This window comes from Flavobacterium collinsii (assembly GCF_902804485.1).
Lineage (GTDB): Bacteria > Bacteroidota > Bacteroidia > Flavobacteriales > Flavobacteriaceae > Flavobacterium > Flavobacterium collinsii.
Genome location: NZ_CADCST010000065.1, coordinates 79,607 through 99,434, shown reverse-complemented (window position 1 = coordinate 99,434; position 19,828 = coordinate 79,607). Strand labels below are relative to the sequence as shown.

The window sequence follows — 19,828 nt, the reverse complement described above, 5'->3', positions numbered from 1 at the left end:
TAAAAAAAAACTTACTCTTTCAAACCTCCTAAAAAAGAAACTTACCATCTGAATACCTTAGTACCTTAGCAACTTAGAACCTTTTAAAAAAACCTTTGCTCCTTTGCACCTCCTAAAAAAGAAACTTACCATCTGACTACCTTAGCAACTTAGAACCTTAGCATCTTAGTCACTTTTAAAAAAAACCTTTGTACCTTTGCATCTCTGAACCTTTGAACCTTTATTTTGAGATATTTTATTCAATTTGCTTATAACGGAACACATTATCATGGCTGGCAATTTCAGCCCAACGCATCTTCTGTTCAGGAAACTTTAAACAAAGCACTTTCTATTTTATTGAACACTCCCATAAATGTAATGGGTGCCGGACGAACGGATACCGGAGTTCATGCGCAGGAAATGTATGGTCATTTTGATGTTGAAACCCCGTTGGAAGTTCCAAATTTGATTCACAAGCTCAACTCGTTTTTACCAAAAGACATTGCTATTTTTAATATTCTTCCGGTTCACGATGAGGCCCATTGCCGATTTGATGCGACCAGAAGAACCTACGAATACCACATCAACACTGTTAAAAATCCGTTTTTAGAAGAATTGAGTTGGTACTTTAATCAAAAATTAGATGTAGATTTGATGAATGAAGCCGCGAAAATTTTACTGCTCCACACCGACTTCCAGTGTTTTTCGAAAGTAAATACAGACGTCAATACTTTTGATTGCACGATTTTTGAGGCATACTGGAAACAGGAAAACAGTAAGCTGATTTTTACGATCTCGGCCAACCGTTTTCTTCGAAATATGGTTCGGGCAATTGTTGGAACATTAGTAAATATTGGTTTGCATAAAATTTCTCTGGATGATCTTGAAAACATTATCGCCAGTAAAAGCAGAGAAAAAGCCGGATTTTCGGTACCGGCACACGGATTATATTTAACCGAAATTGATTACGATTATTTATCGCTGTAGGCCATAAGCCGTAGGCTGTAGGCTTTATGCCTAAAGCTTATTGCCTATAGCTTAAAGCTTAATGCCCACAATAAATAAATGAAAGCAAAAGCATTTGATACCGGATTATTCAAACGAATCTTAAAATATACCAAACCTTATAAATGGCGCTACTACGGCGTTATTCTTTTTGCTGTCTCCCTTTCGATTTTTGCAGCCCTTCGTCCCTATTTACTAAAACAAACGGTCGACGGCTATATCAAGACACATGACAAGGAGGGTTTACTTCTTTATATAATCTTAATGGGAGCTGTTCTTTTGATGGAAGTTTTCTCCCAGTTTTATTTTGTTTACTGGGCCAACTGGCTTGGGCAGGACATTGTAAAAGATATCCGTACCAAACTTTTCAAACACATACTAAGCTTCAGAATGAAGTATTTTGACCTTGTACCTGTAGGTCAATTGGTGACAAGATCAGTTTCAGACATTGAGTCAATTGCCCGTATTTTTAGTCAGGGTCTTTTTATGATTATCAGTGATTTGATGAAAATGCTAGTGGTACTTATCTTCATGTTTTATATGAACTGGAAGTTAACTTGGATTGTAGTAGTCGCGATGCCAATTCTGGTTTATATTACCCGAATTTTTCAACGCAAAATGCAGGTCGCTTTTGAAGAAGTCCGCACCCAGATTTCTAACATGAACTCTTTCGTACAGGAACGCGTTACAGGAATGAAAATCGTACAGCTTTTTAATCGTGAACAAATTGAAGCCGATAACTTTAAAGAAATCAACAACAAACACAGAGTTGCCTGGATCAAAACTATTTTATACAACTCAATATTTTTCCCGATTGCCGATATTATCTCTTCTATTACTTTAGGATTGGTGGTCGTTTACGGTGGCTTTAAAATCCTAAACGGAGATCATTTTACAACTTTTGGGGATTTGTTTTCGTATACTATGTTTATTGGAATGCTCTTCAACCCGTTACGTCAGATTGCGGATAAATTCAACGAGATGCAATTAGGAATGATTGCGGCCAATCGTGTTTTTGATATTATCGACACTCAGGATCACATTCAGGATACCGGAACGATCGAAGCACCAATCTTTGAGGGAAGTATCGAATTCAAAAACGTCCGTTTTAGTTATATTCCGGAAGAAGAAGTTATAAAAGGAATTGATTTATCAGTCTCTTCAGGGCAAACCGTTGCCATTGTAGGTTCTACAGGAGCAGGAAAGTCGACTATTATCAATCTATTGAATCGTTTCTACGAAATTAACAGCGGTACCATTTGCATTGACGGTCATAATATCGAAAATTATACTTTGGCTTCGTTACGAAAACAAATTGCGGTGGTACTTCAAGATGTATTTTTGTTTGCTGACACGATTTATAACAACATTACTTTACACAATCCTGAAATTACCCGCGAGAAAGTTCTGGATGCTGCCAAAAAAATTGGTGTTCACGATTTTATCATGAGTTTGCCGGACAATTATGATTTTGATGTAAAAGAACGAGGAGTTATGCTTTCGTCAGGACAGCGTCAGTTAATTGCGTTTTTAAGATCGTATGTAAGCAATCCGAGTATTTTGATTTTGGATGAAGCTACCTCATCGATTGATACATATTCTGAAGAATTAATTCAGCGTGCCACCGAAACCATTACCAAAGGAAGAACTTCGATTATTATTGCGCACCGATTGGCAACAATCGTAAATGCAGACAAAATTGTAGTTATGGATAAAGGACTAATTGTTGAACAAGGTACGCATCAGGAGTTATTACTTAAAACTGATGGTTATTATAAAAACTTATATGACTCTCAGTTTGCCGTAGCTAACTAGTTACTTCATAAAAAAATTAACCTCTCACACGGATCTGCCAAAACTATGGTCATAATGCCAATAATTTAGCTCACTATCATCCGTGTAGAGCTTCTCTTCTATAGAATAATCAAAACTTAGCCTATGATATCTTTTGATTGGGTGAACTGGTGATAACTCAATAATGTTATTTTGCGTATTACAAATAAATAAGTATTTTTGAGAAATAAACAAGTATAAAAAAACCCCATGAAAAAAAAATTATTAATTCTCGTTTTATTTTTAGCCTTTTCTGCTAATGCATTCTCAATGCAACTTTTTGTCAAAACTTTGACTGGAAAAACTATAACTATTGAGGTTGAATGTTCAGATACTATCGAAAATATTAAGGCTAAAATACAAGATAAAGAAGGTTTTTCTCCTGATTGCCAAAGGTTAATATTTGCAGGAAAACAACTTGAAGACGGCAGAACAGTATGCGACTATAACATTTTAAAAGAAAGCACGATACATTTGGTTCTTAGGACTCCTCCTTGTAATTAATTCTAATTAATTGTTTCTTAGAGAAGATGACAATGTGTTTGAATACATTTTAAAACTGGGTTTTAACACACTCACTACTTCGATTTCAAAACCGATAATTAGGAAAATAGGAAACCAAAAGACACTGTCCTAAAAAGCGTGTAAGTTTAAAAACAATGGGGTTTGACTTTTAATTAAAGTCAAACCCTTTTTTTCTATAAACGAAACCAAAATCACTTATTTTGGACGAGGCAACACTTCAATCATCATTGCGCATCGTCTGGTAACCATTGTAAATGCTGACAAAATTGTTGTAATGAACAAAGGACTTATCACAGAACAGGAAACGCATCAGGAACTACTCCTTAAAACCGACGGTTATTACAAAAATCTATACAGCTCTCAATTTGCTGTGGCTAATTAGATTTCGAAATGCTAAAAAAGTTCTTAAAAAAGTTAAATTAGCGTTATAAGAATCATAAATCTACTGGTTCACAGGCCTTAGGATAGCATTCCTTTTTTTTGAATTATTTATCTTTGAGAGACAAAATTCAAATGCAAAAGAAAATGCCACAAAACAGATTTTATCCTAACGAAGAATTCAAAGAAATAGAAATAAACGCCTCATTACAACTTAGATATGCCATTTCAAACAAAGGCCGACTGATTAGTTTTTCAGATGAAATTCAAAACGGACGCATTCTCAAAGGCGGTCTAAGTGATGGTTATCCTACTTTTAGATTTAAGGTTAAAAAAGACGACAAAATTGTCAACAAATATCTTTTTCTCTACAAACTAGTTGCTCATTATTTCATCCCAAAAGAATCAGAAGAACAAACTTACGTGCTTCATTTGGATTATAATCGAAGTAATGACGATGTCAAAAATCTATGCTGGGCGACAAAAGCCGAAATGATGGCACACAGCCGCAAAAGCCCGCATGTGATCCAGGCCAAGAAAAACCTGATCGAACACAATTTAAAAGCCGACGGAAGAAAATTAACAACCACCAAAGTAATGTTAATCAAAAAAATCCTCGCGCGCCCGGAACAAAAAACACGTCTGAAAATGATTGCCAAACAATTTGGCGTAAGCGAAATGCAGATACGACGTATTGCCAGCGGTGAAAACTGGGGACATATAAAGGTCTGATACATACAAAAATTCATTCTATAACTATCATTATCTGGGGCTCCTTAAAAAGAGCTCCTTTTTTTTTGCACCACCGCCAACAAACAAATTACTCATTTTTAAGCACTTAAAACAATTTCATACCAAGACATTAAAAATCAGAATCAAAAAAGGCAGAATAATAGGATTAATACTTTTATTAATTGTAAACTTGCATACCAAATTCAAAGATAATTTTATGAAGAAAAAACTACTTATCTTACTGTGCTTACTTAGTTTATCTGCTTTTGCACAAAACACTTTAATCCCTGACCAAAATTTCGAACAAAAACTAATCTCTCTTGGATTAGATACCGTTCTCGATGGAAAAGTACTAACTTCAAACATTTCATCTGTTACCTCTTTAGATGTGAGTTCCAGTTCCATAAAAAGTCTTAAAGGAATTCATGCTTTTATTAATCTTGAGATTTTGAATTGTTCCTACAACGAATTGACCGGATTAGACCTTTCTCTAAGTCGTAAACTTTCTACTTTGATTTGTCATTCCAATAAAATACAAAGTTTAGATTTTAAACAAAATCCCCTTTTGAGAAATTTGGACTGTCAATCCAATTTAATAAATTATTTGGATATATCTCAAAACGAATATTTAACTCAATTATATTGTTCTAAAAACAAGCTGCCGTCTTTAAATATTACTAAAAATTTTAATCTTCAGGGGCTTTATTGTTCAGATAACTTACTAAATACTTTAAACCTTACCAACAATAACGTTCTTGTTAATCTTGTTTGCAGCAATAATAGACTCAAAAGTCTTGATCTTTCTAAAAACACACTCTTAGTCGATTTATATTGCGAAAACAATCGAATAACTTCTTTAGATGTTACTAGACAAAACAAACTCCGAAACGTTAATTTGAGTTCAAATGAGCTTATAAATCTAAACCTAAAGAATGGCAATAATCAACTCTTAAATACTAATAATTTAAATTTTCTACGCAACCCTCAATTAGCATGCATACAAGTCGACAACACTTTATTTTCTAATACAAACTGGCAAGATGTAAAAGATCTTACAGCAAGTTACTCTGTCGACTGTCCTCTTTATACTTTCATACCTGATAGTAATTTTGAAAACACTCTTATTGCTTTAGGAATTGATTCGGGAACCCCTGACAGAAAAGCACTAACTTCAAACATTTCTTCAGTAACAACATTAGATTTAGGAGTTAATACAACTATTGAAGATTTAACCGGGATACAGGACTTTACAGCACTTCAAACTCTAATTTGTCATGGAAATACAGGTGAGGTAATCAACGGTGGGAACGGAAAATTAAAAATTATTGATATTTCTAAAAACGTAAACCTGACAACTCTTGATTGCTCCTATAACCAGCTTATAAATTTAGATGTCACCAATAATCCTTTACTGGTTTCGTTAAATTGCAACGTCAATAAACTAACAAAAATTGACGTTTCCAAAAATGTAAAACTGAATAATATTGACATAAGCAGTAATCAAATTATACAACTTGATCTTTCAAAAATCCCAACTTTACGCTACCTAAGTGCCGATGACACAAAACTTACCTATCTGGATATTTCATCTAATCCGAATATGGTTGGATTATTTTGTAACACTTCGGATTTAAGAAGTTTAAATTTAAAAAATGGAAATAACCAATTAATTTCAGCACAAGACATAAACTTCAAGGGAAACCCAAATTTAAAATGCATTCAGGTCGACAATGCCGTAAATGCTACTGCAAAGTGGTCTGCTGCCAAAGATGCCGCTACAAATTATTCAACCGAATGTCTAAATGATTCATTTACATTGCTTCCCGACAGCAATTTCGAAAATGCACTTATAACTTTAGGAATCGATGCAGGAGTTCCGGATGGAAAAATTCTGACTTCAAAAGTTTCTTCTGTCACGAAATTAGATTTAGGAACTAATACAACCATTACAGATCTGACCGGAATACAAGATTTCAAAGCACTTGAGTGGCTAGTTTGCCAAGGAAATACTGGTCGCGCAGGTGATGGCGGAAACGGAAAACTAAAAACACTTGATGTATCCAAGAATACAAATCTAACGATTCTTGAATGCTCTTTTAATCAACTTACCAATTTAGATGTAACGCATAACCCATTACTGCGTTCCTTAAGATGTAGTGTAAATAAATTAACAGCAATTGATGTTTCTCAAAACACAAAACTGGATGATCTTGATGTAGGCAGTAATCAAATTACAGCGCTTGATGTCTCAAAAATTCCAACTTTACGTTTCCTGACTGCCGAATCTACTAAACTTACCACATTAGATCTTTCCTCTAATCCGGCACTGGTTGGATTATTTTGTAGAAGTTCGGATTTGACAAGTTTAAATCTAAGAAATGGTAAAAACCAATTAATTGTACCGCAGAGTATAACCTTTACGGGAAATCCAAATTTAACTTGTATACAGGTTGATGATGCAACATTTTCTACTGCAAACTGGTCTGCTGCCAAAGATGCTTCTGCCAATTACTCGAACCAATGCCAGACAGGTCCATACACCCTTATTCCTGACAGTAATTTCGAAAGTGCTCTTATTTCCTTAGGAATTGATTCAGGTGTTCCGGACGGAAAAGTACTGACTTCAAACGTTTCTTCGGTGACAAAATTAGATTTAGGAACCAATGCAACCATTACTGATCTAACCGGAATTCAAGATTTTACAGCGCTTCAACGATTAATTTGTCATGGAAATTTTGGGCACATGGACACAGGCGGAAATGGAAAACTGACTACTATTGACGTTACTAAAAACACAAAACTAATTGCTCTTGATATCTCATACAATAAAATTACAGCTTTAGATGTGTCCAAGAATCCCTTACTGATTTCACTAAAATGCAGCGTAAATAAACTAACAAAAATTGACGTTTCTCAAAATATAAAACTGGATAATCTTGATATCAACAATAATTATATTACAAAGCTTGATATTTCAAAAATTCCAACTTTACGTTACCTAAGCGCTGATTACACAAAACTTACCTCACTGGATATTTCCTCTAATCCGGTAATGGTTGGGCTATTTTGTAACAATTCGACTTTAACAAGTTTAAATCTAAAAAATGGCAAAAACCAATTGATTGCAGCGCAAAGCATAAACTTTAAGGCAAATCCTAATTTAACTTGTATTCAGGTTGATAATGCCGTAAATTCTAACGCAAACTGGTCTGCTGCTAAAGATGCTTCTGCCAATTACTCAAATGAATGTCAGACTGGTCCATACACCCTTATTCCTGACAGCAATTTCGAGAATGCTCTTATTTCTCTTGGAATTGATTCAGGAGTTCCGGACGGAAAAGTACCTACTTCAAACGTTTCTTCGGTGACAAAATTAGATCTAGGAACCAATGCAACCATTACCGATCTAACCGGAATACAAGATTTCACAGCACTACAATGGTTAATTTGTCATGGGAATTTTGGGCACATGGATACAGGCGGAAATGGAAAATTGACCACGATTGATGTTTCTAAAAACACAAAACTGACTGTTCTCGATGTCTCATTCAACAAAATTACAAATCTGGATGTTACCAATAATCCATTGCTAATTTCTTTAAGTTGTAACGTTAATAAATTGACCGCAATTAATGTTTCTAAAAACACAAAACTGGATAATCTTAACATCAGCAATAATCACATTACACAGCTTGATATTTCCAAAATTCCAACTTTACGTTACCTAAGCGCTCATTATACAAAACTTACGGCACTGGATATTTCATCGAATCCGGTAATGGTTGGATTATTTTGTAACAATTCGACTTTAACAAGCTTAAATCTAAAAAACGGCAAAAACCAATTGATTGCAGCGCAAAGCATAGACTTTAAAGAAAACCCCTATTTAACTTGTATTCAGGTTGATAATGCCGCAAATTCTACTGCAAACTGGTCTGCTGCTAAAGATGCTTCTGCCAATTACTCCAATGAATGTCAGACTGTTCTATACACGCTTATTCCTGACAGCAATTTCGAAAAGAAACTGATTCAGCTGGGAATTGATTCAGGAACTCCAGACGGAAGAGTATTAACCTCTAATGTTAAAACCGTAACGTCTTTAGATGTCTCCCTAAGCAATATAACAGATTTGACCGGTCTAGAAGACTTTACCTCTTTGACATCATTAAAATGTCAAGCAAATTATACTTTAAAAGCTCTGGATGTTACAAAAAATATCCATTTAACTACATTGGACTGTAGCAATAATTATCTTATAACAACATTAGATGTATCAAAAAATACGGCTTTAATTGATTTAAATTGTTATTACAATAAACTGAGCACTTTAGATGTAAGCTCAAATACAAACTTAACCTCTCTACAATGTGGGTCCAATAAGTTAACAAGCTTAGATGTTACAAATAATAAAGCCTTAACTAAACTAACTCTTGGATACAACCAGATTTCAAGTTTAGATGTATCGCAAAATATCCTGTTAGAGTCTTTAGATTGCACCTCAAATCAAATTTCAGACTTAAACATCCGTTCGAATACAAAATTAACTGAACTGTGGGCTGGAAACAACCTGTACTCTTCGTTAGATGTTTCAAATAATACTGCTTTGAAATCGCTAATATGCAATACAAATCAATTAACATCAATAGACGTTTCCAAAAATACTGCATTGACAAGATTGTTAGTCTACCAAAATAAGATAGCAAGTATAGACATTTCAAACAATACTCTATTAAGCTCTTTTGATTGTGGCACGAATTTAATCACCACTCTTAATGTTTCAAAAAATATAGATTTGCAATTTTTATACTGTGACAAGAATAAATTAACCACCTTAGATGTCTCTGCAAATACTAAGCTTGGCACATTCGATTGTGCTAACAACCTGCTCACTAACCTGGATGTTTCTAATAACAAAGATTTAAGGTCGCTTGAATGTGAATCCAACAAACTGGTAAGTCTAAACCTAAAAAATGGTAATAATTATATGCTTGAACCATTTCCAAGCTCTGATCCTAATTTTATTTTATATAGAATAGATTTTAGAAACAACCCTGATTTAACTTGTATTCAGGTTGATGATGCTTATTATTCAGATCAGAAATGGTCAACAAGAAAAGATCCAAAGGCAAAATTTAGCGAAGATTGCAACAATAGTACCTTGATAACAGATTCTAGTTTTGAAGATTTTCTAATTGCTGCTGGTATTGATACTGACGGAAAAAATGGAAAAGTTGCCACCTCCAGTATTGCTAATATTAAAGTTTTAGACATTTCAAATTCAAACATCTCAGATTTAAAAGGAATTGAAAACTTCACTGCTTTAGAGAAATTTATCTGTAAAGGAAATTTAATTACTTCAGTTGACATGTCAAATAACACTCAGTTAAACTATCTGGACGTCTCAAACAATCCGCTGACTAGTGTTAATGTTTCTAAAAATAAATTATTAAAAGAATTTTATTGTAATGGAATACAAATTATTCTCAAAAAATCGACTTCAACCTCTAGCAGGCTAACAACTTTAGATGTATCGAACAATACTTTGCTAACAAATTTTAACTGTTCGAACAATCAGCTGTCAAGTCTTGATTTATCAAAAAACACTAATCTAATAGAAGTAAACTGTTCTAATAACCTTCTAACCGATTTGAATTTACAAAGTGGAAACAACGGTATTTTAGTCAACTTAAATTTAAAAAACAATGCTCAATTAACTTGTATAAAAGTCGACAATCCTTCTTTCTCAACTGCTACCTGGGCAGATGCAAAAGATGAAATCGCAAAATATTCGACAACTTGCCGTACTTTAGAAACAAATGAGCAAATTTTTAACAACATCAGTATTTATCCAAATCCATCTCAGGGCGAGTTATACATTACGAACGTTTCATTGACAAAAGCAACGATCTATGACAGTTTGGGTAAACTTGTAAAAGTAGTATCCTTAAAAGGAGATACTCAGGAAAATTACATTGATTTAAAAGGAATAGCCCAAGGAATTTACTACATCTTTATCGAAAACCCTGAAGCACACACCGTTAAAAAAATCATCATTAAATAAGTATTCTCTTATTTCACTAAAAAACACATTTTAAAAAATAAAATGTGTTTTTTTTTGTTACAAATTTATGATCCATCTTTCTCTACTTTGTTATTAAAAAAAAATAAAATACCAATTAAACTTTATTCTTTTCTATAACTTTTCTCAATATCTGTGTGAAAAGATCAAATTCGGCAAGGGTGAAAAGAAATTTTAAAGTATTTTTTAAAATAATTCCTTAAATTCGCAAGCACAAATAACAAAAGAATGAATCGATAAATGAGTTTCGGAATTAAACTTCATTTTCGATAGTAAATACTAAAAACCAAAAAAATGAAATACGACGTTATTGTTTTAGGAAGTGGTCCCGGTGGATATGTAACAGCTATTAGAGCTTCGCAATTAGGCTTTAAAGTAGCTGTAGTTGAAAAGGAAAACTTAGGTGGTGTATGTTTGAACTGGGGATGTATCCCAACAAAAGCATTATTAAAATCAGCTCAGGTTTTTGATTATCTAAAACATGCTTCTGACTACGGATTGAAAGTTTCTGAGTTCGACAAAGATTTCCCGGCAGTAGTACAACGTAGCCGTGGTGTTGCTGAAGGAATGAGCAAAGGAGTTCAATTCCTGATGAAAAAAAACAAAATTGACGTTATTGAAGGTTTTGGAAAACTAAAACCAGGGAAAAAACTTGACGTTACAGACAAAGACAATAAAGTTACTGAATATAGCGCTGATCACATCATCATCGCGACTGGAGCTCGCTCTCGTGAGTTACCAAACTTACCTCAGGATGGAGTAAAAGTAATTGGTTACCGCCAGGCAATGACGTTACCAACACAACCAAAATCTATGATTATCGTAGGTTCTGGAGCAATTGGAGTAGAATTTGCTCATTTCTACAACTCAATGGGAACAGAAGTTACTATTGTAGAATTTATGCCAAATGTTGTTCCTGTAGAAGACGAAGATATCTCAAAACAATTTGAGCGTTCTTTGAAAAAAGCCGGAATTAAAATCATGACTAACTCATCTGTTGAGCGTATTGACACAACTGGTGCAGGAGTTAAAGCATTTGTTAAAACTGCAAAAGGTGAAGAAGTTCTTGAAGCTGACATCGTACTTTCGGCAGTTGGAATTAAAACTAACATTGAAAACATCGGTTTAGAAGAAGTTGGAATCGCTGTTGACAGAGATAAAATCTTAGTAAACGCTTACAACGCAACTAATATTCCTGGATATTATGCAATTGGAGACGTTACTCCAGGACAAGCTTTGGCTCACGTAGCTTCGGCTGAAGGAATTAACTGTGTAGAAAAAATTGCTGGTTTACACGTAGATCCAATCGATTACGGAAACGTTCCTGGTTGTACTTACGCGACTCCAGAAATCGCTTCTGTAGGTTTAACTGAAAAACAAGCTAAAGAAAAAGGATACGAATTAAAAATTGGTAAATTCCCATTCTCAGCTTCAGGAAAAGCTAAAGCTGCCGGAACTCCAGACGGATTCGTAAAAGTAATCTTCGATGCTAAATACGGAGAATGGTTAGGATGCCACATGATTGGTGCAGGTGTTACCGATATGATTGCTGAAGCAGTTGTAGCTCGTAAACTTGAAACTACAGGTCATGAAATCCTAAAATCTATCCACCCTCACCCAACAATGAGCGAGGCTGTTATGGAAGCTGTTGCTGATGCTTACGGCGAAGTAATTCACTTGTAAAAACATACCGTTTTACGGTTACATATAATTTTCAATTTAAAAGAATCCGATTTGTGAAAGCAAGTCGGATTTTTTTATGACGTGTCCCTCCGGGTCAGGCTGTCCGCTGTATCTTTTATGGCGAACCCCGCCATAAAAGGATGCCACTTCCATCCTTCACGCTAAATTGTTTTCAGTATAAACAAGTTATCCTGCAAGGTTTTCAAAAACGTGTAGGTATTTTTGATATTCGGATTGCCTTTTTATCATAGCAAATGGCTTAAAAAACTTGGTTCTAATAAAGATGAAATTGTAATGCAAAAACAGACTTATTATTACTGATGAAAAAGCAAAAAAGTAAAGGCACAATTAAATAACATTGCTTTGTGTCAAAAGTTCAATTCACAACAACAGGTCGATTTTTTTGTTAAATTTTAAACCATTTATCAGAAATATTTTATCTTGGAGTTAAAATACATTTACAGCCTTAATTAAAATAATAACTAATGGAAAACACACCTATATTCTTTGCCGACGGAGAAAATCCAAAAATGATCGAAGCCTATAAAAAAGCACAACAAACCTTTAAATACTTCTGGAGAGAATTATCGTGGGAATACCGCCGAATTGTTCCGGGACTTGACGTTGCTTGCGTAAAACTTGCCTTTACTCAGGAAATTGATGGTGAAACTGTAGTCGAACACATGTGGATTAACGATATCAATTTTGACGGCGATACCATTTATGGTATTTTAGTAAATCAACCGGACGAATTAACCAATGTCAATAACGGCGACGAAGTACAAATACCCGTCAATCAAATAAGCGATTGGTTATTTGCCAGTCAGGGAAAAACCTACGGAGCCTTTACGATACAGGCCATGCGTTCAGAAATGAATGAAGAGGAAAGAGAAGATCACGACGAAGCCTGGGGGTTAGAATTTGGAGATTACAATGACATTCTGGTTGTTTCAGATCAAAAAGAAAAACCGGAAAACCTCATAGAACACCCAATGAGCAAAAACATGAAAGAAAGCCTTATTGATTTTGTCAAAAATAATCCCGAAGAACTTAGCGCGACAGATGAACTTGGTTATACTTTTTTACATCGCGAGACCATTGCAGGAAATAAAACCTCTGTTGAAGTTTTACTGGAATCAGGAGCAGACACCAAAGTTAAGACCAACAATGGCAAGACCGCCCTTGACTTTGCAAAACAACTGAACTGGGAACATTTAATTCCTTTGTTGTAGTTTTCAGTATCTAAAGTCCGATTTGTCTCAGCAAATTGGACTTTTTTTTTGAAATTTATATGAAAATAAATATTAATTTATAGTAACCATTAAGAGACCTTTTTTTAATAATAAAGCACTAATTTTGCGGCACCCAAAACAAATCTGCCATGAAAAAAATATTGCTCATAGTAACATTCGCTCTTCTTTTACCTGCAATGGTTATTGCGCAAACTAAAACCGAAACGCCTGATATTTTTGCAAAATCTACTAATTATGTAAATGATTTTGAAAAAATCCTTACTTCAAGCCAAACCAAAAATCTGAGCGACTTTTTGAAAGCCGGTGAAACTAAAACCAAAACTAAAATTACTATTGTAACCCTCTCCTCAATAGCTCCATACACCAATCTTACCGATTATTCTTCAGATTTTGAAAAATATCTGGTTTCCACATTAAAAATTGACTCTTCTATTTTAATCGTTTTAAGCAAACAATTGAGACAAATTCAGATTCAGGGCGTTAATAAACTGCGTCCAAAAATGAGTGATCAGGAAATTAAAGACATCGTATCAGCTTATGTATTACCCGAACTAAAAAAAGGCGATTATTATAAAGCCTTACAGGAAGGTTCGATTCAGCTTATTAAAAAACTGGAGTAAAAAAAGTGCTCTTTATTGAATTACTGCTTTCATCAGAAAAAAATAGTAAATCCGACTTGTGAAAATAGGTTGGATTTTTTTGTCATTTCGACCGGAGGGAGAAATCGCACTAGAAACTCCGTTGCTAGAATCTCCAATCTTTGTCGAATTTAGGATGTGATTCCTCCCTCCGGTCGGAATGACACAAATCATTTGCAACACCTAATAACGAAAAATTATGGTAGCGTATGTTTTATCAAAAGCAATAATTAAAAGTCAAGTAACTTTGACAAAGAAATTCCTAAAACATTTGCAATTTCAAGCAAAGTGTAAATCGTCGGATTAACTTTTCCGTTTTCAAGTTTTTCAATAGCTTGGCGGTCTTTACTACAAGCCCTTGCCAAGTCAGATTGGCTCCAACCTCTTTTTTCTCGAAGTTCAACAATCCTTTGACCAATTTTCTTTTTTAATATATCTCGTGTCATTAATCAAATGTCATACAATTTGCTTACAAAATTGTCATACTAAAGATTGACAGACCGAAAAAATAATTTATATTTGTCATACAATTACATGACAAATGAAAAATTTAAGACGACTGAAAATTCATAGAAAGCATCAAGCACGGGCTTACAGAAAAACTATAACAATTCCACAAATAATACTTGAAGGCAAATGGCTTGGTCGTCTTGGCTTCATGGCAGGACTGATGGTAAATGTAGAACAAAGGAAAAACAAATTGATAATTACTGTTCACAAGGGATGATTTTGCGAATAAAACTCTCTAATCAGATACATTTCAAAGCAATATTTTCCTCCAAAAAAAGATGGTACAAACTTGGCACTTTCAAACTTTTACACGCGATTATTTTTCATAACTTTATCACTAAATAAAAAGGTTATGAAAGAAATATGCATTGTTGAATTTCCATCGAATTTGGGTTTAAAAGAACCTCAACCCGGAAAAGAACCAGGCGTAAAAAAACTGCCAGATTGGTTATGGAAACATAATTTACATAAAATCATTCTTCCTAAAAACATCATAAGGCTCGATCCTCCAAAATATTCAAATAGCCGTGATCCTGAAAATCAGCTTCTCAACAGCAATTCACTGGTGGATTATGCCAGAGAACAGGCCTATTTAATAAACAACTTACTTTCTCAAAACAAATTTCCATTTATCCTTGGCGGAGACTGTAGTATTCTTTTGGGAGCAGCTATGGCTTTAAAGCAAAAGGGAAATTACGGACTGTTTTATCTGGATGGACATACCGATTTTATGGATATTTCGTTATCCGAAACCGGCGGTGTTGGCGGAATGGCTGCCTCAATAGTTACCGGAAACGGAACTGAAAAACTAACCAACATTCTAAATCTGCGTCCTTATATCAACGAAGAAAATCTCTGGTGTGTGGGCAACCGCGAATATGATGATGCGTATGAAAATGAAATCCGCAATTCTTCTGCGACTTATATTAGTCTTGCAAGCTTACGAAAACAAGGTATTTTAAAGAGTGTACAATCTTTTCTTTCAGAAGTAAAAAATAAGGATTTAGATGGTTTTTGGTTGCATATTGATCTGGATGTTCTAAACGATACTGTAATGCCCTGCGTAGACAGCCGAACACCGGATGGACTTAGTTATGAAGAGTTCAACGAGCTAACTTCTCTCCTTTTTCAAAGCAATCAATTAACCGGACTTGAAATTACCATTTTAGACCCTGATCTCGACGTTAGCGGACAATACACTAAAGAGTTTGTACAGCAATTTACCACTACTTTTAAAACACATATCAATCTGGAGGTATAAAAACTTTTTGTCCTGATTTTGTCAAACTAAAAACCGTATTTTAGCTACTACCATTGAAGCAAAAAACACAGCCAAAACAATTGCATCATGAATACAGCGATACAGGATTACAATAATTTACAAAGCAGTTCCGATCAGGAAATCTGCCACCAACTGGCGGTACTAATCGACGAAAATCTGCCGGAGGCCGAGAATAAAATCTGGCACGCGCATCCCGTCTGGTTTTTAGAAGGAAACCCTATTGTAGGTTACAGCAAGCTAAAGAACAACGTTCGACTATTGTTCTGGAGCGGCCAGTCTTTTGAAGAAAAAGAGCTTATCAACGAAGGTTCTTTTAAAGCAGCAGAATTTCGCTATACCTCACTTGACCAAATTAACCCATCCGACTTAAAACGCTGGCTTAAAAAAGCACGAGAAATTCAGTGGGACTATAAAAACATTGTCAAACGAAAGGGCGTTTTAGAGTGGTTAAAATAAACTAGCGATGAGCCGAAGACAAAAAAGATATTGGAATTTTCCTTTTATATCTGAAACCAAACTAAAACTAGCCGAATGAGATGGAGAGCCAAAAAATAATACAAATACTAATTTACTTTCATGCCCTGTTTGGCGCTATTGCGCTTGTTTCGGGATTCATCTCGTTACTCTCCCAAAAAGGAAAAAAAACGCACAAAAAACTCGGAAAACTCTTTTATTACACCATGCTTTTATCGGCCATAAGTGCTTTGATCATTTCGGTCCTGCCCCAACATCAAAGTCCGTTTTTATTTTCAATCGGAATCTTCAGTTCCTATTTTGTACTAACAGGCTACAGGGCTTTGCGCTTTAAAAAAAGTGATGTCAACCTGAAAAATGATAAAATCATTTCAGGAATTATGATGATTACAGGACTTATAATGATCCTTTACAATCCGATAGTGCATCAGACCATCAATATTGTTTTAACTGCTTTTGGTCTTGTTGGACTGATTTTTTCAAGCAGAGATTTAATACTGTTTAAAAACAAAACCAGGCTTAAAAGTGTGTGGCTAAAATTGCATTTAGGAAAAATGCTTGGCGGTTATATCTCTGCTACAACAGCTTTTGTTGTTGTAAATGAATTTTTTCCCAGTTTTTATGGTTGGTTTATCCCCGGAACAATAGGAGCATTTTATATTGTTTACTGGATGAGAAGAGTCGATAAAAAACAAACAGCAGTAAGAATAGAATAGAATTATTGAAGAAAGAGCAAAGAGCAAAGATGATAGAACAAAGATGATAGAACAAAGATGATAGAACAAAGAAGATAGAACAAAGACGATTTACTCCTTAGACTAAAATGAAAAAACGAATAATATATCAAATTGATTCCTTTACAAAAGAAAAATTCAAAGGAAACCCAGCAGGAGTTGTGATAAATGCAGATGGAATGAGTGATTATGAAATGCAGCAAATTGCCAGGGAACTAAAAAACTCTGAAACCGCATTTCTTTTCTCCCCTGATGGTCCTGACTGTGATGGAATTATACGCTACTTTACACCAAATACTGAAGTTCCCATCTGTGGGCACGCCACAATTGCGGCCATGTATGCGAAAGCAATCGAAGAGAAATTAGATTCCTGTATTTTAAAATACAAAACCAAAATTGGTATTCTCCCATTTGAAATCATCCGAAAAAATGACGATTACCAGATTGTAATGACACAAGGAAGTTTTGAACTTAGTGAACCCTTTAATGAAACCATCACGCAAAAAATGTTAATGGCTTTAGGAGTGGAAAAAGGAGAAGTAGATGAAAAATGTCCGATTCAAATTGCTTCAACAGGCCATTCTAAAGTAATGATTGGAATTAAAAGCAGGACTAAACTAAATACTTTAACTCCAAATTATACTGCTCTGGCAAACTTAAGCGAAGAGATTAACTGCAACGGTTATTTTGTCTTTACATTTGATTCTGATGATAAAGATGTTCTGACCTATGGCCGAATGTTCGCTCCGGGAATTGGCATAAATGAAGATCCTGTCACCGGAAACGCAAACGGACCTTTAGGCGGTTATTTAATTCAAAACAAACTTGTTGCTTTTACTGGTAATGAATTTCAGTTTAACGGAAGACAAGGTGAAAAAATAGATCGTCTTGGAGAAATACAGGTTAAAGTTGCAATTGAAGATAAGAGTCCAAAATTAATCCAGATAAAGGGTGATGCTGTTGTTGTTTTTAAAACCGAAATAGAAATTTAGTACTCCTTTCAACTTCTTAATCTGCTCAAAAAATTAAAATGGAAATAACAGCGCTTCGAAAAAACGACTATGAAGCTTTAAGAACTTTATTCTTAAACGAAAGACAGCGTACTTTTTCGTGGTTTGATCCTTCTGAATTTCAATTAAAGGATTTTGATCGGGATACTAAAGGAGAACTGATTTTAGTAGCAAGGCATAATGAAATTCCTGTCGGATTTATTTCGATTTGGATGAAGGATTACTTTATTCACCATTTGTATGTCGACGAACAATATCAGAGTAAAGGCATAGGGACCGAATTATTGAAGGCGGCAATCAAAAAAACAAAACTACCCATCACTTTAAAATGTTTAGAAAACAACTCCAAAGCCGTGGCTTTCTATCTCAAAAAAGGCTTTTTTGCTACCGAAAGAGGCCAATCAGAACATGGAGGCTATATTTTGTTTGAATTGAATGAAAATATAAATTAATAACTAAAGTGCCAATACCAAATTAAAACCTATCAAAAAAAAATGAATAACACCGAATTACCAATAGACCTTAAAAAAATAATTGAAAATGAAAAAGTCGATTTTTTAGTTAAAGCAAAAAGAAAATACCCTCTCAAAAAAGCATTTGGCACTATCGCTTTGGGCTTAGGCATGGCAGCTTTTGTAAGCCTTTTTGTTTATGCCTTTTTTGGTCCATTATTAAAAGATGAAGAAGTTCATTTTGAAGTAAACGGGAATCCGGTAACCGCAAGCCTTGCAGATTATAGCGAATTGATATTACCGGGCCTTATTATAAGTTTCTTCGTATTAGCAGCGTTATGGGTAAATATTTACGGAATTTATCTGTTGATAAAAAAAGGAGGTTACATTGTAGGCACTGAAACACGAATGATTCAATATCAAAACGGTGAGACTACTATTACTAATTGGGAACAGTTTACCGGTAATGTGAAAATCAACACAAAAAACAACTTTGGCAATTTAGAATATGAATTAAGAACCGGTAAAATACACAGTAGAAAAAATCAACCGGATGAATTTGTTCCGGATATAATTTATCTCGCAGGAATTGAAAACATTTATGATATTGAAAAAAAGTGCAAGATACGAATCAAAGAAAATGATCCTACACCTGCTGTTTTAACAAATTAAAGTAGATTTTTCAATACTTTCAAACGAAATTTTAACAAAACACAAAACAGCAACGCAACCATTTAACAAAATTTACATCTATTAATTAAACCAATGTAAATTTTAAACCAATCAACATGAAAAAATACTTTCTAATACTTGTAATAGTGATCTTTAGCTCTTGTAGCAGCGCTGATTCCGAAGTTACTCCACAAAAAACATTAGAGGGTAAATGGAGTTGGATTGGTTCCAGCGGTGGGATAGCAGGAACATACGAAACGCCAGAATCAACAAACAAAGTAATTTATCTTGAATTTTCAGGATCTACTTTTAAAAAATATATTAACGGAAAATTAGATACTGAGTCCGCATTTACCATAAAAACTGAAAAATCAATTTTTGGCGGAGAAAAAACAATGATTGTGAGTAATGAGCCTTCAAAAAAATTTGTTGCTATGTCATTCGTATTTGAGGGCCCTAAACTATACCTATACGAAGAATGTTACGACTGCTACGGATCAGGTTATATCCGCGTACAGTAATAGTACAAACGCTAATCTTCCAAAAAAAATTCCGCTCTTCAAAAAAATTGAAAAGCGGAATTTATAAA

The 19,828-nt window shown here is 34.4% G+C and carries 17 protein-coding genes; 16 read left to right on the top strand and 1 reads right to left on the bottom strand.

Translation table 11 applies throughout. The annotated features are described in order from the left end of the window. The first annotated feature begins 225 nt into the window (after window positions 1–225). The 8 genes from truA (at window position 226) to FLA105534_RS05240 (ending at window position 14,087) form a co-directional block, all read left to right on the top strand. Window positions 226–966, top strand: coding sequence for a tRNA pseudouridine(38-40) synthase TruA (gene truA / locus FLA105534_RS05275; RefSeq protein ID WP_173964986.1), 741 nt, complete (start codon window positions 226–228; stop codon window positions 964–966). A 78-nt stretch (window positions 967–1,044) separates the two neighbouring features. After that, entirely contained in the window at window positions 1,045–2,799 is a 1,755-nt protein-coding gene (locus FLA105534_RS05270; protein ID WP_173964985.1) for an ABC transporter ATP-binding protein, read from the top strand. Window positions 2,800–3,027: 228 nt separating this feature from the next. Then, window positions 3,028–3,321: a ubiquitin-like protein gene (locus FLA105534_RS05265; protein WP_246253169.1), complete on the top strand. Its 294-nt coding sequence runs from the start codon at window positions 3,028–3,030 to the stop codon at window positions 3,319–3,321. 546 nt (window positions 3,322–3,867) lie between these two features. Further along, window positions 3,868–4,452, top strand: coding sequence for an NUMOD4 domain-containing protein (locus FLA105534_RS05260; RefSeq protein WP_173964983.1), 585 nt, complete (start codon window positions 3,868–3,870; stop codon window positions 4,450–4,452). Window positions 4,453–4,669: 217 nt separating this feature from the next. Continuing rightward, entirely contained in the window at window positions 4,670–10,513 is a 5,844-nt protein-coding gene (locus FLA105534_RS05255; protein ID WP_173964982.1) for a T9SS type A sorting domain-containing protein, read from the top strand. Between the two features lie 312 nt (window positions 10,514–10,825). Continuing rightward, entirely contained in the window at window positions 10,826–12,214 is a 1,389-nt protein-coding gene (gene lpdA, locus FLA105534_RS05250; RefSeq protein ID WP_121329580.1) for a dihydrolipoyl dehydrogenase, read from the top strand. Between the two features lie 485 nt (window positions 12,215–12,699). Then, on the top strand, window positions 12,700–13,446 hold the full coding sequence (locus FLA105534_RS05245; RefSeq protein ID WP_173964981.1) for a DUF2314 domain-containing protein: 747 nt from the start codon (window positions 12,700–12,702) through the stop codon (window positions 13,444–13,446). A 149-nt stretch (window positions 13,447–13,595) separates the two neighbouring features. Beyond that, entirely contained in the window at window positions 13,596–14,087 is a 492-nt protein-coding gene (locus FLA105534_RS05240; protein ID WP_173964980.1) for a TPM domain-containing protein, read from the top strand. 248 nt (window positions 14,088–14,335) lie between these two features. Here FLA105534_RS05240 and FLA105534_RS05235 read toward each other — a convergent pair whose 3' ends face one another. After that, on the bottom strand, window positions 14,336–14,551 hold the full coding sequence (locus FLA105534_RS05235; RefSeq protein WP_173964979.1) for a helix-turn-helix domain-containing protein: 216 nt from the start codon (window positions 14,549–14,551) through the stop codon (window positions 14,336–14,338). 95 nt (window positions 14,552–14,646) lie between these two features. On the opposite strand from FLA105534_RS05235, the gene FLA105534_RS05230 reads away from it, so the two are divergent. The 8 genes from FLA105534_RS05230 (at window position 14,647) to FLA105534_RS05195 (ending at window position 19,760) form a co-directional block, all read left to right on the top strand. Beyond that, a complete protein-coding gene (locus FLA105534_RS05230; protein ID WP_173964978.1) occupies window positions 14,647–14,832 on the top strand; it encodes a SymE family type I addiction module toxin in 186 nt (61 codons plus the stop codon). 135 nt (window positions 14,833–14,967) lie between these two features. Then, window positions 14,968–15,876 carry an arginase family protein gene (locus FLA105534_RS05225; RefSeq protein WP_173964977.1) on the top strand — a complete coding sequence of 303 codons (909 nt, stop codon included), beginning with the start codon at window positions 14,968–14,970 and terminating at the stop codon, window positions 15,874–15,876. 87 nt (window positions 15,877–15,963) lie between these two features. After that, the gene (locus FLA105534_RS05220) at window positions 15,964–16,353 is read left to right on the top strand and encodes a DUF1801 domain-containing protein (RefSeq protein WP_173964976.1); all 390 of its coding nucleotides are present in this window, start codon (window positions 15,964–15,966) and stop codon (window positions 16,351–16,353) included. A gap of 80 nt (window positions 16,354–16,433) precedes the next feature. Beyond that, entirely contained in the window at window positions 16,434–17,087 is a 654-nt protein-coding gene (locus tag FLA105534_RS05215; RefSeq protein WP_173964975.1) for a DUF2306 domain-containing protein, read from the top strand. 107 nt (window positions 17,088–17,194) lie between these two features. Continuing rightward, window positions 17,195–18,097 carry a PhzF family isomerase gene (locus tag FLA105534_RS05210; RefSeq protein ID WP_173964974.1) on the top strand — a complete coding sequence of 301 codons (903 nt, stop codon included), beginning with the start codon at window positions 17,195–17,197 and terminating at the stop codon, window positions 18,095–18,097. A 38-nt stretch (window positions 18,098–18,135) separates the two neighbouring features. Further along, the gene (locus FLA105534_RS05205; protein WP_173964973.1) at window positions 18,136–18,567 is read left to right on the top strand and encodes a GNAT family N-acetyltransferase; all 432 of its coding nucleotides are present in this window, start codon (window positions 18,136–18,138) and stop codon (window positions 18,565–18,567) included. 42 nt (window positions 18,568–18,609) lie between these two features. Then, entirely contained in the window at window positions 18,610–19,239 is a 630-nt protein-coding gene (locus tag FLA105534_RS05200) for a hypothetical protein (RefSeq protein ID WP_173964972.1), read from the top strand. A 116-nt stretch (window positions 19,240–19,355) separates the two neighbouring features. Beyond that, window positions 19,356–19,760 (top strand): hypothetical protein, encoded by a 405-nt coding sequence (locus tag FLA105534_RS05195; protein WP_173964971.1) that lies wholly within the window; start codon window positions 19,356–19,358, stop codon window positions 19,758–19,760. Window positions 19,761–19,828 lie beyond the last annotated feature (68 nt).